At 47.1% G+C, this 16,208-nt stretch carries 9 protein-coding genes and 1 pseudogene; 2 read left to right on the top strand and 8 right to left on the bottom strand.

Annotated elements, in window-relative coordinates; all coding sequences use genetic code 11:
• Positions 1 to 161: 161 nt before the first annotated feature.
• Together C2758_RS02975 and C2758_RS02970 are read right to left on the bottom strand one after the other, a co-directional pair.
• Complete coding sequence (locus tag C2758_RS02975; RefSeq protein ID WP_215329521.1) at positions 162 to 638, bottom strand: DUF1854 domain-containing protein; 477 nt, start codon at positions 636 to 638, stop codon at positions 162 to 164.
• Positions 635 to 2,977: an ABC transporter ATP-binding protein gene (locus C2758_RS02970; RefSeq protein WP_215329520.1), complete on the bottom strand. Its 2,343-nt coding sequence runs from the start codon at positions 2,975 to 2,977 to the stop codon at positions 635 to 637. The genes C2758_RS02975 and C2758_RS02970 overlap by 4 nt, the downstream gene beginning before the upstream one ends.
• 210 nt (positions 2,978 to 3,187) lie before the next feature.
• Here C2758_RS02970 and cphA (C2758_RS02965) point away from each other — a divergent pair.
• Positions 3,188 to 5,356 (top strand): annotated as a pseudogene (gene cphA, locus C2758_RS02965) (cyanophycin synthetase); the annotation flags it as partial.
• A 24-nt stretch (positions 5,357 to 5,380) separates the two neighbouring features.
• The gene (cphA, locus tag C2758_RS02960; RefSeq protein ID WP_215329518.1) at positions 5,381 to 7,951 is read left to right on the top strand and encodes a cyanophycin synthetase; all 2,571 of its coding nucleotides are present in this window, start codon (positions 5,381 to 5,383) and stop codon (positions 7,949 to 7,951) included.
• Positions 7,952 to 8,051: 100 nt separating this feature from the next.
• On the opposite strand, the gene C2758_RS02955 is transcribed toward cphA (C2758_RS02960), so the two are convergent.
• From C2758_RS02955 to C2758_RS02930, 6 genes are all read right to left on the bottom strand, one after another.
• Positions 8,052 to 9,062, bottom strand: a complete 1,011-nt coding sequence (locus tag C2758_RS02955) for a class 1 fructose-bisphosphatase (RefSeq protein ID WP_371817708.1) — start codon at positions 9,060 to 9,062, stop codon at positions 8,052 to 8,054.
• Between the two features lie 322 nt (positions 9,063 to 9,384).
• Positions 9,385 to 11,994: an aminopeptidase N gene (pepN, locus tag C2758_RS02950; RefSeq protein ID WP_215329516.1), complete on the bottom strand. Its 2,610-nt coding sequence runs from the start codon at positions 11,992 to 11,994 to the stop codon at positions 9,385 to 9,387.
• 33 nt (positions 11,995 to 12,027) lie between these two features.
• Complete coding sequence (locus tag C2758_RS02945; protein ID WP_215330047.1) at positions 12,028 to 12,603, bottom strand: TMEM165/GDT1 family protein; 576 nt, start codon at positions 12,601 to 12,603, stop codon at positions 12,028 to 12,030.
• A 74-nt stretch (positions 12,604 to 12,677) separates the two neighbouring features.
• Positions 12,678 to 13,796, bottom strand: a complete 1,119-nt coding sequence (ald, locus tag C2758_RS02940) for an alanine dehydrogenase (RefSeq protein WP_215329515.1) — start codon at positions 13,794 to 13,796, stop codon at positions 12,678 to 12,680.
• A gap of 10 nt (positions 13,797 to 13,806) precedes the next feature.
• On the bottom strand, positions 13,807 to 15,132 hold the full coding sequence (locus C2758_RS02935; RefSeq protein WP_305849076.1) for an amino acid permease: 1,326 nt from the start codon (positions 15,130 to 15,132) through the stop codon (positions 13,807 to 13,809).
• Positions 15,133 to 15,437: 305 nt separating this feature from the next.
• Entirely contained in the window at positions 15,438 to 16,187 is a 750-nt protein-coding gene (locus C2758_RS02930) for a ThiF family adenylyltransferase (protein WP_215329513.1), read from the bottom strand.
• Positions 16,188 to 16,208 lie beyond the last annotated feature (21 nt).

The following is a 16,208-nucleotide window of genomic DNA, read 5'->3' as shown; positions in this document are numbered from 1 at the left end:
TGAATACCAATATTACTTTGGCTTTTATTTGTTATGTCAAGATTTTTACCTAATCTGAGGAGAGTGCACTTGACTCTTATCAACAATTATTAAATGGATGGTTAGGGATAACACTAGTTACCTAGTGCTTACCCTAGTACGAATTTTGCAGGGGTTAACTCCTAACGGAATCGATCCAAAAGCTTCTTACTAACCTTGTCTAGCTGAGTGGAATCTTTAATCAAAAATTGTAGCCCATTGGAGTCGGCAATCAGAAGTGTATTACCAGCTATGCGGCGAATATCTTCCTCGCCTTTGAGACGAATCCTGGTGAGGCCACGATCAGTTTCGATATCCCAAATACTTGGGGTTGCAAAAGTAGATACCTTGGTGATTTTTTCAATCATAGGCATGAACTCGCGAGTGGCCAGTTCTTCTTCAATCAGCGCTAACTCGCCTTTAGGAATTGTGGTGATACCGTCAAACCAGCACAACTCTTTGCCCGACTGATCCATGATCGAGATTCCGTCGCCTGGCGCGGTAATCGGGAATGCCCTGACTGGATAAACGCCAACATGGTGAGTTCCAGCTGCATCGATGAATACCAATCGACCAAGCGCATCGCGTTCTAATGTGTGCGACTGTTGATGCTGGCTCATAAACCGCCCCCAGTTGCTTTGGTAATGACTTGTAAGCCTTCTTCTTTGCGCTCAATCTCGTCAATGCTTTCACCAATAGCAGCGCCTTCAACTAGCTCTGCAGCGTGGCGTAATTGAGCTTGATACAAGGCGTAGTAAGCGCCCTGCGCATCCATCAACTCATCATGCGACCCAATCTCTACGATCTCACCTTTATCAAGCACGACCAAGCGGTCTGCTTTTCTTAAAGTAGAGAGGCGATGGGCAATCGCAATCGTAGTGCGGCCCTTAACCAAGTTATCTAAAGCGCGCTGAATTTCTTTTTCAGTGGTGGTGTCTACGGATGATGTGGCTTCATCCAAAATCAGAATGCTGGGATTAATCAATAGCGCACGCGCGATAGAAATACGCTGACGCTCACCACCAGAAAGGGATTGACCACGCTCACCTACTAATGAGTCATAACCCAGTGGTAAGCGAAGAATAAATTCATGCGCATGTGCAGCGCGCGCCGCTTCAATAACTTCCTCGCGAGTAGCGTCTGGCTTTCCGTAAGCAATATTCTCTGCAATCGTGCCAAAGAATAAAAATGGCTCTTGCAAAACTAAACCAATACGCTTGCGATAGTCAGCAATTCTGATACTACGAATGTCGCGTCCATCTAAGCTAATCGAACCAGCACTCACATCATAGAAGCGGCAAATCAAGTTCACCAAAGTGCTCTTGCCAGAGCCGCTATGACCCACTAAACCAATCATCTCTCCAGGGGCAATATCTAGATCGATTCCTTTAGTAACCGCACGGTTGCCGTAGCGGAAACCCACGCCCCGCAGGGAGATGTGGCCCTTCACTGCACCCAAAGGCGCTGGGTTGATGGGCTCAGGAACACTCGATACGTGATCCAAAATATCAAAAATACGCTTAGCCCCAGCCGCAGCTTTTTGCGTATGCGAAACAATGCGACTCATTGAATCGAGTCGAATGTAGAAGCGCCCAATGTAGGCCAAGAAGGCAATTAACACACCAACAGTGACCTTTTGATGCGCAACCTGCCAAATACCAAATCCCCACACTACGAGGAGGCCGGTTTCTGTTAACAGCGTTACTGTTGGGGAAAATAATCCCCAGACGCGATTGACGCGATCATTAATTTGCAAATTGTGTTTATTGGAATCAACAAAGCGCTTGAGTTCACGGTCCTCTTGGGCAAAGGCTTTGACTACCCGAATCCCTGGAATCGTGTCAGTCAAGATATTGGTTACTTCAGACCAAACGCGATCAATCTTTTCAAAACCAAATCGCAACTTGTCGCGCACTACATGAATCATCCACACAATAAATGGCAATGGCGCCAAAGTAACCAGTGCAAGCAAAGGATCGATCGACACCAAGATTGCTGCCGTCATCGTAATCATGATGACATCGGTTATGAAATCCAAAGCGTACAAAGATAAGAATACGCAGATACGATCTGTCTCAGCGCCAATACGTGCAATCAAGTCGCCAGTTCTTTTGCCACCGAAATACTCTAAGGACAATTTGAGCAAATGCTCAAAAGTCGTATTGCGCAGATCTGCGCCGATGCGCTCACTCACCAATGCGAGCAAGTAGGTTTTCCACCAACCAAGGCCCCAAGCAACAATTGCTGCAGCAAATAAAGCGACGAGGTATTTGCTAGCTAAATCAAAATCAATCGGATTGCCTTTTTCATACGGAATCAATACATGGTCCATTAAAGGCATCGTCAAGTAAGGGGGAATCAGTGTGGCACCGGTTGACAGTAAGGTCAGAACAAAGCCTAACAAAAGCTCTTTTTTATAGGGGCGTGCAAAGCGCCACAACTTAAATAAAGTCCAAGTCGATGGAGGGGCATCTTCCTCTGGATCGCAAGTTGGACAAGCGTCTGAGTTAGCAGGCTTGGGACTTAAACATACCGGGCAAACTTGTTTATCGTATTCAGAAGCCTCGGGATCCTGACTAAGCTGATCACCCCTGATTAATTGCCTAAAACTACTCTGTAGGCGCAATACCTGAGGGTTGACAGCCAGCGTGAAGTACCAGAGTCGTAGCAGGCTAGTCTCAGATTCCAGTTTAAGATGCCCTACTCCGGCGTGATCACCATGCAAAAGATGAGCTCCAGAGCTAGCAGGCCAGAATTCTGAATGAGTGCCGTCACTCCAAAATAGACCCCCAGGAATCAAACAAAGTAGGCTTTTCTCAAAGCGCATTTCACCGTCGAGATCAAGCTCAACCCATGCCAGTATGGAGTTGAGGTCTTTTACTGGGAATTCGGGAGCTTCTAAAACGCTAGCCCAATGACCTGGCAACGGGGGAGCGGATGGGGAAATTTCTGGCTTCATTAGTCTTAAAAGTATAGTGGAGCTAGATTTTTAAGATTTAGTAATACTGTCAACTTTAGTGGGTAGAAAGCCGTTAAATTGGCGAAGCAGGCTTTTTTATGCATTTTTGCTAATTTTGTGGATTTTGAATAATTACTAGAACCAGAGAGACAGTCTGAGACATCTCCGCCACCTTTTTCTATGTTGGCGCTGAAATCCCCCACTCCACACATGCCCCAATTACTAGATAAAACCATTGAGATCTTGAGTGTCAAGCATCTTCGCGGCCCCAACATGTGGACTTACCATCCCGTTATTGAAGTTTGGCTCGATATTGGTGAATTAGAAGATTTCCCTTCCAATCTCATCCCTGGGTTTTATGACCGACTTGTTCGGGCGCTTCCCAGCCTTCAAGAGCATCGCTGCAGCTATGGTGAAGCTGGCGGATTTCTCAAAAGAGTTGAGGAAGGCACTTGGCCTGCTCACATCCTTGAGCACCTTACCCTGGAATTACAAAATTTAGCCGGCATCCCCGGCGGCTTTGGTAAAGCCCGTGACGGTGATCGTCGCGGTGTTTACAAAGTCATGGTGAGCGCAATCAATGAAGAAGTAACACTCACTGCACTCAAATACGCTCGCGATTTATATCTTGCTCTAGCGCAGGACACCAAAGATCCTGTCGCACTAGTTGCCAGCATTCTTGAAGAGCTACGTGAGCTCGGAGATGATCTATTACTTGGCCCCAGCACCGCCTGTATCGTTAATGCAGCCGAAGAGCGGGGCATCCCCTCTATCCGACTCTCTGAGGGTAATTTAGTACAACTTGGTTATGGCGCTAAGCAGCGTCGTATCTGGACAGCAGAAACCGATCAAACGAGCGCTATCGCTGAAACGATTTCTCGAGATAAAGATCTCACGAAGAGCCTTCTTGCTAGCGCCGGAGTTCCGACCCCTGAGGGTCGCACCGTTACCAGTCCTGATGATGCATGGGAAGCGGCTCAAGATATCGGTTTACCAGTCGTAGTCAAACCAATCGACGGCAATCACGGGCGTGGTGTATTTATCAACCTTTTCACCCAACAAGAAATTGAAGCGGCCTATGCTGTTGCAATCGATGAAGGTAGCGAAGTTTTAGTAGAGCGACACATTCTGGGTGATGAGCATCGTCTGCTAGTAGTTGGCAACAAAGTAGTTGCAGCCGCCAAAGGTGAGACTATTTGGGTTACTGGTGATAACCAGCATTCTGTTCTTGAGTTAATTCAAATTCAGATTAACTCCGATCCACGTCGCGGCAGAACTGAAGAATGCCCACTCAACCCAGTGCGCATTGACTCTGCAGTGGAGTTAGAACTTGTGCGCCAAAATTTAAGCGGCACCAGTGTTCCGGCTTTGGATCAAAAAGTACTGATTCAAAGCAATGGCAATGTCGCCTTTGATGTCACCGACTTAGTTCATCCAGATGTAGCCAGTCAAGTTGCTCTCGCTGCGCGCGTAGTGGGATTGGAAATTGCTGGCGTCGATCTGGTTGCGCAGGATATTAGCAAACCACTACATGAGCAGAATGCAGCCATTGTTGAAGTCAATGCTGGGCCTGGCTTATTGATGCACTTAAAACCTGCCAGTGGCAAACCTCAACCGGTCGGCAAAGAGATCGCCAACCACCTCTTCCCGCCGGGAGCTGATTTCCGTATCCCTGTAGTGGGAGTTTGTGGTGCTCGCGGCAAAACCCCTGTAGCTGAAATGATTGCCCACTTCTTGCGACTCACGAATTTATATGTCGGTCTTTCTTGCAGCAAGGGTTTATTTTTTGGTCATCGCTCAATTCAAAAGAGCAATGCTGCTAACTGGGAAAATGCCCGCCGTACTTTACTGAATCGTGCAGTTGAGGCGGCCGTGATTGAAAATAACAATCTATCTATGCTGATAGAGGGATTAGCTTACGACCGCTGCCAAGTAGGTGTTGTATTAAACGTAGATCCAAAAGCTAACTTTCCCCAATACGCTATCTACGATGAAGACCAAGTGTTCAGTATCGTCAGAACTCAAGTAGATGTAGTGCTACCGACGGGAGTGGCTGTTCTTAATGCAGATGATCCCATGGTAGCCAGCATGGCGGAACTCTGTGACGGCGAAGTTATTTTCTTTACCCAAGACTCGACATCCCCTATTGCACAAGAGCACCTTAAAAATGGTGGTCGTGTCGTGATGATCGGTAATCAACAAATTACTCTAAAGTCTGCTGAGCAGGATCAGAAGAGTATTCCAGTCCCGCATAACTCTGAGCCTAGCGCCAGTGAGCCATGGAAACCATTAAATCTTGGCGCCGCAATTGCTGCAGCTTGGGCCTTAGATATTCCTTTCAACGTTATCGAAGCTGGTGCTGAAACTTTTGTTTCTGACGCGAGCATTCCAGTAGGGGCTTAATTGGATATCACCCGTATTCGCATGTTGCGTGGCCCAAATTTATGGAGCCGCCATACCGCTTTAGAGGCTATTGTGTCTTGCGAGGAATCAGAACGTTCAATTGATCTGATTCCCGAATTTGAAATCAAGATTCGTGAGCGCTTTCCGCAATTAGGCAGTATGCGTCGCGGTGGGCAAAATGAAACTCTCTCCCTAGCACACGCGCTAGAACATGCTGCTTTAGGTCTTCAATCACAAGCAGGTTGTCCAGTCACTTTTAGCCGCTCGGTACAAACTATTGACGTAGGTGTATATCAAGTCGTCGTAGAGTACACCGAAGAAGTTGTCGGGCGTATGGCTTTTGACTTTGCCTTTGCCTTAATTCAGGCAACGCTCAATGATGTGCCATTTGATTTAGCGGCCGCTCTATCAGAGCTAGAAGCCCTGTATGAAGATGTGCGCCTAGGACCGAGTACTGGCTCCATTGTTGATGCTGCAGTACAAAGAAACATCCCCTATCGCCGTATGACTGAGGGCAGCATGGTGCAGTTTGGCTGGGGTAGCAAACAAAAACGTATCCAAGCTGCTGAGACTAGCGACACTAGTGCGATAGCCGAGGCGATTGCACAAGATAAAGAGCTCACTAAAAATCTTCTAGCGGCTGCAGGAGTATCCGTTCCAACTGGTGAAGTAGTCACTACCGCAGATGATGCATGGCGTGCCGCCCAAAAAATTGGTGGCCCTATTGTGCTCAAGCCCAAGGATGGCAATCAAGGTAAAGGTGTCGTTGCCAATATTCAAACGGAAGCAGAAGTGCGTACTGGCTTTGTAGTCACCCAGGCTTTTGGCCGGGAAACCATAGTCGAACGCTACTTACCTGGCGCGGACTATCGCTTGCTCGTGGTAGGTAATCGCTTATCCGCCGCGGCGCGGCGCGAGCCTGCACAAGTAGTAGGAGATGGCAAGCATAGCGTCGCTGAACTGGTTGAGCTGGAAAATAAAAATCCATTGCGCGGCGATGGTCACGCAACCGCATTAACCAAGATTCGCTTTGATGACATTGCTCTTGCACATTTAGCTAGTAACGGTCTCAGCCCGCAACATATACCCAACACTGGCGAACGCGTTCTCTTGCGCAATAACGCCAATCTCAGCACTGGTGGTACGGCTACCGATGTGACTGATGACGTCCATCCTGATGTTGCAGCCAGCGCTATCGCTGCTGCGCAAATGATTGGATTAGACATCGCTGGTGTCGACATTTTGTGCGAGGCAATTTATAAGCCTTTAGAGAGTCAAGGCGGCGGTATCGTTGAAGTCAATGCTGCTCCTGGCCTACGTATGCATCTCAAGCCTTCCTACGGCAAGAGCCGTCCTGTAGGCGAAGACATCATCAACACAATGTACCCGCTTGGCGAGGATGGCAGAATTCCAGTTGTGGCAGTCACTGGAACCAATGGCAAAACAACTACTGTTCGCCTTATTTCTCATTTACTCAATGAGACTGGCTTACGTGTTGGTATGACGACTACTGATGGGGTATATATCAACCATCGCCTAATTGATTCTGGAGACTGTAGCGGGCCTAAGAGTGCTCGTAACGTTCTCATGCATCCTGATGTAGATGCTGCTGTCTTAGAGACAGCCCGTGGCGGCATGCTGCGCGAGGGCTTAGGTTTTGACCGCTGTGAAGTTGCTGTTGTTACCAATATTGGTGAAGGGGATCATCTTGGTCTTAACTACATCACGAGCGTTGAAGACTTGGCTATCTTAAAACGAGTAGTTGTCCAAAATGTGGCGCCGTCTGGCGCTGCAGTCCTCAATGCCACGGATCCCATAGTCGTTAAGATGGGGGATGTTTGCACGGGGCGAGTGATTTTCTTTGCGCAAAATCAACACCACCCTGTGATTGCTGCCCATCGAGCTAAAAACAAAAAAGTGATTTACTTTGATGGTGCCTTTATCGTTTGCTCCAAAGGAGCTCGCGTACTCTTCCGCTTCCCAGTCAGCGAAATTCCCTTAACCCAGAATGGTGTTTTAGGATTCCAAATTGAAAATGCCATGGCCTCTATTGGTGCGGCCTGGGCACTAGGCTTGGATGCTGAAAAGATTGCGCGTGGCCTCCACTCCTTTGAAAGCTCTGCCAACGCAGTGCCTGGACGCTTCAATCAATTCCAGCACAAAGGCGCTACCGTCATTGCCGACTATGGCCACAATCCAGATGCCATGCGCGCTTTAGCTAGCGCAATTGAGGCCATGAAACCTCAGAAGAGTCACGTAGTCATTAGCGGTGCCGGCGATCGTCGCGATGAGGACATTCGTGATCTGACCCGTATTCTTGGCAATAGCTTTGATAATGTCATCCTGTATCAAGATCAATGTCAGCGTGGCCGCGAAGATGGTGAAGTACTCAAGCTTCTTCAAGAAGGTTTAGTGGGCACCAAGAAAGCCAAACAAGTCAAAGAAATTACCGGTGAATTTCTTGCTATTGATACTGCCCTCAACGATTTATCTGCCGGTGATATCTGTCTGATACTCATTGACCAGGTCGAAGAGTCGCTGGCTTATCTCAAAGAGCAGGTGCGACCATAATCGTTGAATTCACTTTTTCAGACAATCATCTGAAGTAAAAAGCCCAATCAGTGATTGGGCTTTTTTGTTAGATCTTAGTAGTTCAGATAGTAGCGAATACTTACGCCTGAGAATGGTAATGTTGCAAGCGCTCAATCTCTTCTTTAGACCCCAACATCACAGAGACACGCTCATGTAATTCCGTGGGAACCATATCCATGATTAATTGATCGCCATTAGTTGATGCGCCACCAGCCTGCTCCACTAAAAAGCTCATAGGGTTCGCTTCATACATCAGGCGCAGCTTACCTGGCTTATGAGGTTCGCGTTGATCCCATGGGTACATAAAGATGCCGCCACGCGATAAGACGCGGTGAACGTCGGCAACCATAGACGCAATCCAGCGCATATTAAAATCTTTATCGCGTTCGCCACTCACACCTGCTAAGCACTCATCTACATAGCGACGAACAGGCTCAGCCCAGTGACGCATATTTGACATATTGATGGCGAACTCTTTAGTGGAATGCGAAATCTCTACTGCGTGCTTAATTAATACAAATTCACCGGTCACCTTATTAAGCGTAAACATCACTACGCCATCGCCCAACGTTAATGCCATGGTTGTTTGCGGGCCGTAGACAACATAACCTGCAGCCACCTGATGCCGACCTGATAATAAGAAATCCGAAGTTTGTAATGGCGCTAGAGGATCTTGCTTCTTAAGTACAGAAAAAATCGTGCCGATGGATACATTCACATCGATGTTAGATGAACCATCCAATGGATCAAACAATAGCAAGTAGTCTCCAGTGCCCTGAACTGGAAGCGGTAACTCCATCTCTTCAGAGGCTAGGCCAGCCAAGGATTTACACCCTTGTACGCCGTCAATTAATAAGTCATTAGCAATCACATCCAGCTTTTGCTGAACTTCACCTTGGACATTGCCGGTACCAGCAGAGCCTAATAAGCCAATTAAGGCACCTTGTGCGACCTCATGACTCAAGCTTGAGCAAGTATCTGCAACAGCTTCTAAAAGCTCCTGAAGACCCGCAGGGATGTCTTCACCCTTCACCTTGGTAGATGTCAGGTATTGCTTGAAATTGGTATTAAAAGTACTTGAAGCGCTCAAAAGGAATTTCTCCATAGATGCTGTCTAAACGACATTTTTCACATGAGGTCTATTTTGCCCTGTTCCCAGCTGGGCAGCATAATTTAGGGGTGCTAGTAAATTTATTTCCATCAGATAAAGAGGGGATTACGCAAAATGATTGTTGATATCAATGAGTTGTTATATGAGGAGGCCCTGAAATACTCATATCAAGACCTCCAACAGGCTGATTTTGTTGAGGAAGTATTTACTTTTTATATCAGAGCCCACGCGAATCAAAGTCTGGCAGAGCTAGGAGGAAAAACTCCAAATATGGAAGATATTAACCGTAGATAGCTACCCTTTAATCGCCCAAAGCCTTAGAAACCACCTCTTTCACATCCGGAGAGAGGGTTTCGCAAGCCGCAACCTGCTTTAGGGCTGACAGCATCTGCTCCTGATAAATCGGGGCAAACTGACGCCAGCGATCCAATCCCCTTGCTAAACGAGCGGCAACTTGAGGATTGATTGGGTTCAAGGCCAGAACGGATTCGGCCCAAAATGCATATCCACTGCCGTCCGCCTGATGAAAGCTAGCGGGGTTGTTCATACAAAAGGCATGAATGACGCTGCGAACTCGGTTGGGGTTATTCATTTTGAAGGCTTCATGCTCACGCAAGCGCTTGACTTCATTCAAGGTAGATTCAGCGTTTACGACTGGGGGTCTACTCGATTGCAATGCAAACCATTTATCAATCACTAAAGCATCGTCAGCAAACCGAGTATAAAAATCCTCTAAACAAGCTGCTGCTGATTTTGATCCATGAATTACTAAGCCCGCTAGAGCGGCATATCGGTCAGTCATGTTGTCGGCATTCTGATATTGATTAACCGCCATTGGCGCCCAGATCAGAGGATCCGCTTCGAGCAACATACTTAATGCCAGATTCTTTAATCCGCGTTTACCAGCACTTATTGCATCAGGATTAAATGGTCCTGGTGTTTGCATCTGCTGATAGAGGGCAGCCCACTCGATGCGCAACTCACTAGCGAGGGCATGACGGAAAGCACGACGTGCGTGATAAATTTGTTGTGGATCAACGCTCACGCACTGCTCATACAAATAAGTCTCGGCAGGTAAAGTCAGCGCCAACTCTTTGAATGCAGGATCCAAGTCTGGATCAGTTAATAAAGTGCGATAAGCCTCAATCAGAGTTTTATCAGGCAAACGATTACCCAGAATCATTTGCATTGCCAGTTTCTGACCAGCTTCCCAACGATTAAAGGCATCATCATCACTCGAGAACATAGTGAGCAAATCAAGCTCGCTTTGATCAAAATTTAAATTAATTGGGGCTGAGAAATTGCGATTGATGGATAACACTGGGCGACTCATCACCTGATCAAAAGTCCAAGTTTGCTGATCTTGAGTCAACTCCAACAAAGTTTCAACCTGGTCATTTTCAGATGTTAGTAAACGCATCTTCAGTGGAATGTGGAAAAGCTTGCTATCTTTATGCACTGCATTTGCTGAAGGGCTTTGCGTCAGAGTCACTTGATATTGCTTTTTATCTGCATCATAGAATTCCTCTACCTTGACCTGAGGAGTGCCAGCCTGGCTGTACCAGTTCTTAAATTGAGAAAGATCGCGGTCATTGGCATCAGCCATAGCAGCCAAGAAATCATCGCAAGTCACCGCTTGGCCATCATGACGATGGAAGTACAGATCCATGCCTTTACGGAAACCGTCAACACCCAATAGAGTTTGATACATACGAACAACTTCAGCGCCCTTCTCATACACCGTCACGGTGTAAAAATTATTGATCTCTTGATATTCATCTGGACGAATTGGATGGGCCATCGGACCTGCATCCTCAGGGAACTGTAGTTGGCGCAACAAACGCACATCTTCAATTCGCTTTACTGCCCTGCCGGACTCACTACCCATCTGATCTGCAGAAAACTCCTGATCGCGGAATACAGTCAAACCTTCTTTAAGAGAAAGCTGAAACCAATCGCGGCAAGTAACGCGATTACCAGTCCAGTTGTGGAAATACTCATGGGCTACAACGCTTTCAATATTGGCAAAGTCGGCATCGGTTGCAGTCTCTGCTTGAGCCAGGACATATTTAGTATTGAAAACATTCAGGCCCTTGTTCTCCATCGCGCCCATATTGAAGTCACCCACTGCCACAATCATGAAGCGCTCGAGATCTAACTCAAGACCATAGCGTTTCTCATCCCAATGAATTGAGGCAATCAAAGAATCCATCGCATGACGGGTCTTTTTCAAATCATGCGGCTCAACCCAAATCTGTAATAACTTTTTTGCACCACTGCCAGTAGTGATCGTCTCTTCAATACATTCCAACTTGCCGGCGACCAAGGCAAATAAGTAAGACGGCTTTGGAAACGGGTCCTCCCAAACGGCGCTGTGCCAACCATTCGGTAATTTTTCAGTACTAATCAGATTGCCATTTGATAACAACACTGGGCACTCCGCCTCACGAGCACGCAGAGTCACGCGATAACGCGCCATCACATCAGGTCTATCGAGGAAGTACGTAATCTTTCTGAACCCCTCGGCTTCGCACTGGGTAAAGAAATTCCCGTTGGAAACATACAAACCCATGAGTGAGGTATTTTTCTCAGGCACACAGACGCAGATAATCTCAACAATAAAAGCCTGCTTACCTTCATTCGGTAAAGCATGAACAGTGAGCGTTTCTAGGCTTAGTTCAAATTGACGATGGGCTACACCATTAATGCGTAAGCTCACAAACTCGAGTTCATGGCCCTGCAACACTAAAGGCATGCCAGCCTCATGACCAAGACAAGGTAGAACCTCTAGGCGACTCTTCACAATTGTCCTAGCCGGATCTAAAGCAATGTCTAGTTCAACCTGTGAAAAGGTGTAATTGGGAGCGCGGTATTCGAGCCTGCGAAAGCTCTGTGGAAGATCGGTTTTCATAGCTCAATTTTAAGCCCCATAGGGAAATTCGACCTAAGCCCAAATCAGGGTGGCAACACCAATAGCGATAAAGGTGACAGCCGCTACCGCATGCACCCACTTAATGGGCATACGTTGAGTGAATTTTTGCCCAATCCAAACTGCTGGGGCATTCGCCAGCATCATCCCTAAAGTAGTACCAACCGTTACTGCAAAGACATCAGAGTATTTAGCACCCAAGGCAATCGTAGCGATTTGGGTCTTATCCCCCATCTCAGCCAAGAAAAAGAGTCCAACCGTCAGCATGAACACCTGAAAGGCTCTATCCGTTACCTTGGATCCGCCTACATCATCAATATGATCGGGCACCAAGAGCCACAGGCCTATTCCTAAAAAGCTCAAACCCAAGATCCACTTGAGAAGATCTGTACTGATAAAAGTGGTGAGCCAATGTCCTAGTAAAGCTGCACAAGCGTGATTGGCAATCGTCGCGATGAATATCCCGCCAATAATGGCGAGCGCCTGCTTTGGATAGCGCGCAGCCAACATCAAAGAAAGTAATTGGGTTTTATCACCCATCTCAGCTAGGGCGACTACACCGGTAGAAAGTGCTAATGCAGATAAGTCCATTCTGAGGATGATAGAGGAAAGCTTGGGAGCCTCGACTCCCAAGACATTCAATCTTTAAGACTGTACTGAAACCACTAGGCCACTAATAATTCTTCTGCCGGCACAAAGTCGACTTTCTGCGCCTTAGCAACGGGTTCGGATGTGAGCTTACCCCGGTGAATACTCAAACCATTTCGCAGATGATGATCATGTGACAGCGCCTTCACCATACCTCGATTGGCCAAGGCTTCAATGAATGGATAAGTTGCATTTGTCAAAGCAAAAGTAGAGGTTCTGGCGACTGCACCAGGCATATTTGCAACACAGTAGTGCAGCACACCATCTACGATAAAGGTAGGATCAGTATGTGTAGTAGCTTTTGATGTCTCAAAACAACCACCTTGGTCAATTGCTACATCCACTACTACTGCACCCGCTTTCATTTTCCGCACCATCTCGCGTGTTACTAGCTTTGGTGCTGCGGCACCAGGCAATAACACAGCACCAATCACCACGTCTGCTTCACAAACCTCAAGCTCCACCAAAAGTGAATCAGCGTAAAAGGTTCTCACGCGATTGCCATATAGCATGTCAATCTGCCTTAAACAGTCGATATTGCGATCGAAGATACACACATCTGCACCCATACCAACAGCCATCTGTAGGGCATTACGACCTACTACTCCCGCGCCCAATATGACTACCTTTGCGGGCGCTACACCGGGGACACCTGCCATCAAGATTCCTAACCCTCCATTTGTCTTTTCTAGATGCGAAGCAGCCGCTTGTATAGACATCCTCCCCGCAACCTCACTCATCGGAGCCAAAAGTGGTAAAGCGCCATTAAATGAAGTGACTGTTTCATAGGCAATACAACTGGCACCCGATGCGAGTAATGCTTTGGTCTGCTGTGGATCCGGCGCTAAATGTAAATAGGTAAAGAGAAGTTGATCTTCACGCAACATGGCACATTCTTGAGGCTGAGGCTCCTTGACCTTCACGATCATCTCCGCCTTAGTAAAAACTTCAGCAGCACTATTGATTAAAGTGGCGCCAGCCAAGCGATAGGACTCATCGCTCAAACCAATCTGCTCACCTGCCCCACGCTGTACTAAAACAGAGTGTCCCTGTTTGCACAAGCCCCTCACATTACCCGGGGTTAAGCCAACACGAAATTCATTATTTTTTACTTCTTGAGGTACGCCAACAATCATGTATATCTCCTTATTTGAATTCACGACTCAGTTTTGTTTTGCGATGCAAGCCAACGATGTAGAACATGGCGAGATACACGCCTAATAAGCACGGACCCAATACCAAGGCAATCCGCGCATCCTCATGAAAGCCCATCAACACCACTACCAAGGCAATAAATGCCAATGCGAACCACGAGGAATAAGGCCACCAAGGTGTGCGATATGCCAACTCGGCAACCTGGACTTTGGTCAGTGAGCGACGAAACTGAATTTGTGTGATCAAAATTGCAATCCACACCATCAAACCTACAAAGGTCACTGCAGCCATGATGTATTGGAATGCCTTATCTGGAACAAAGTAGTTCAGCACTACGCCGGTCATACAAACCGCTACAGTAGCCATTACCGCAAGATGTGGAACGCCATACCTCGATAACTTGGCAAATGGTGAAGGTGCGTATCCATTAGCTGAAAGTGCGTATAGGAGTCGCCCGCCACTAAAGATGCCAGCATTGCAAGATGACAAGGCAGCAGTGATGACTACAAAGTTAATAATTCCGGCAGCTTCACGTAAACCAATGCGCTCAAACATTACTACGAATGGACTGCCTTGTTGACCAACCTCATTCCAAGGAAAGATCGCTAAGATGACAAAAATTGCGCCCATGTAGAAAATGAGGATGCGCCATACCAATGAATCAATCGCCATCGGAATAGTTTTGCGTGGGTTCTCTGCTTCACCGGCAGATAAGCCAATCATCTCAATACCAACATACGCAAATAGGACCATCTGCAAAGAGAGCAGCATGCCACTAATGCCATTAGGGAAAAAGCCGCCGTGTTGCCATAAGTTAGCAAGTCCAATCGGATTCCAGTCATTAGTAAAGCCAAAGAAAATGACTGAACAGCCCAAGGCAATCATGGCAACAATGGCGACTACTTTGATGAGAGCAAACCAAAACTCAAACTCACCAAATACTTTGACAGCAATAAGATTAATCAGGCCCATCATCACAATGGAAGACAAAGCCCAAATCCACTGCGGTGTCTCAGGAAACCAAATCCCCATATAAATGCCAACTGCAGTGACTTCAGCTATGCCAACGACGATCCAGTAGGTCCAGTAGCCCCACCCGACCATATAGCCAGCAAGCGGTCCCACATAGGTATTAGCATAAGCCGCAAATGAACCAGCGACTGGTTCATGCACCGCCATCTCACCCAAGGTGCGAAGCACGATGAAGGCCACGATGCCAGCTAGAAGATATCCCAATAAGATTGAAGGTCCTGCGATTTGAATCGCACTTGCCGAGCCTAGAAATAATCCAACGCCAATAGTGGACCCCAGAGCCATGAGGCGAATATGCCGCACTTTGAGGTGGCGCTGTAAACCAGTTTGTTCAGTCTGCAAAAGAGACCTCCTTTCGATTTGTCGTTGGTAAATCACCAACGAGGCAAAGTCTAGGGAGGACTGCGCATCTGTACTAGGGGATGAAAATGCACAAAGTACTTAAAAGAATAAATGTGATGCGCAATAAATGAACATTTCACATCAGCGAGGGCTCAATGAGATATTAATAAATTTGGGATGACATCAGAATCCGTAATTTCCTACAGGGATTCCCCTTAAGGATTTATAGATGGATTTGAAAGAATGGCTTACTGAGTAGCAATCAGATTTAAAACTTCAGCAGCAGCGGCTAAACCACAAGCTGCCGTGACCATCACGGTAGAACCATATCCAGAGCAAGCAAGGCCACCACTAGCAGCGCCCGCGCGGGGCTCATGCGAGTAAATTGCACGAATACCTATTTTTCTTTTTAAATTTCTAGAAAAGCCATGATCTTGTCGGAGGCCTTGACGCACCTTTGCCAGCAAAGCATCTTGTTCGGTTCTAGAAAGATCATCGCAACGCACAGAAGTCGGGTCTGACTTTCCGCCAGCAGCCCCACACATCACTAAAGCACGCTCATTTTTGTTCGCCCACACGGCCAAAGCAATTTTGGTTTGCACTGAATCTGTGGCATCTAAAACAATTGCCTGTTCCGGAATCAAGATATCTAGATTTTCTGGCTCCAAAAACCCGTCATGGGCAGTCAACATGATCTCAGGATTAATTTGGCGAATGCGATCAGTCATAGCCTGTACTTTTGCCTTGCCATATTCGCCCTCTAAGGCATGCAGTTGTCGATTGGTATTGCTTTCAGCGATGTGATCAAAATCGATGAGGACGAGATGTCCGATAGCAGTGCGAGCTAATGCTTCAGCCGCCCATGATCCCACTCCGCCCAACCCAGCCACCACCACTGTTGCATGACGAAAGCGCTCACGCAGCTCTGAGCCATATAGACGAGCTACACCCCCAAAACGACGATCTCCCAAACTGTCTTCTAACTTGTCTTCTGCCATAGACTCTCTTTATACTGAAAA

It is taken from the genome of Polynucleobacter sp. AP-Sving-400A-A2, assembly GCF_018688155.1.
Lineage (GTDB): Bacteria > Pseudomonadota > Gammaproteobacteria > Burkholderiales > Burkholderiaceae > Polynucleobacter.
Note: the sequence above shows the minus strand (reverse complement) of the source record. Positions and strands in the feature narration are given on the sequence as shown.

Excerpts from the sequence above, each read along its gene's own strand:
- C2758_RS02935 (WP_305849076.1), bottom strand. The coding sequence starts at position 15,132 with ATGGCTCTGGGGTCCACTATTGGCGTTGGATTATTTCTAGGCTCGGCA.
- C2758_RS02945 (WP_215330047.1), bottom strand. The coding sequence starts at position 12,603 with ATGGACTTATCTGCATTAGCACTTTCTACCGGTGTAGTCGCCCTAGCT.
- C2758_RS02930 (WP_215329513.1), bottom strand. The coding sequence starts at position 16,187 with ATGGCAGAAGACAAGTTAGAAGACAGTTTGGGAGATCGTCGTTTTGGG.
- C2758_RS02970 (WP_215329520.1), bottom strand. The coding sequence starts at position 2,977 with ATGAAGCCAGAAATTTCCCCATCCGCTCCCCCGTTGCCAGGTCATTGG.
- C2758_RS02975 (WP_215329521.1), bottom strand. The coding sequence starts at position 638 with ATGAGCCAGCATCAACAGTCGCACACATTAGAACGCGATGCGCTTGGT.
- ald (WP_215329515.1), bottom strand. The coding sequence starts at position 13,796 with ATGATTGTTGGCGTACCTCAAGAAGTAAAAAATAATGAATTTCGTGTT.
- pepN (WP_215329516.1), bottom strand. The coding sequence starts at position 11,994 with ATGAAAACCGATCTTCCACAGAGCTTTCGCAGGCTCGAATACCGCGCT.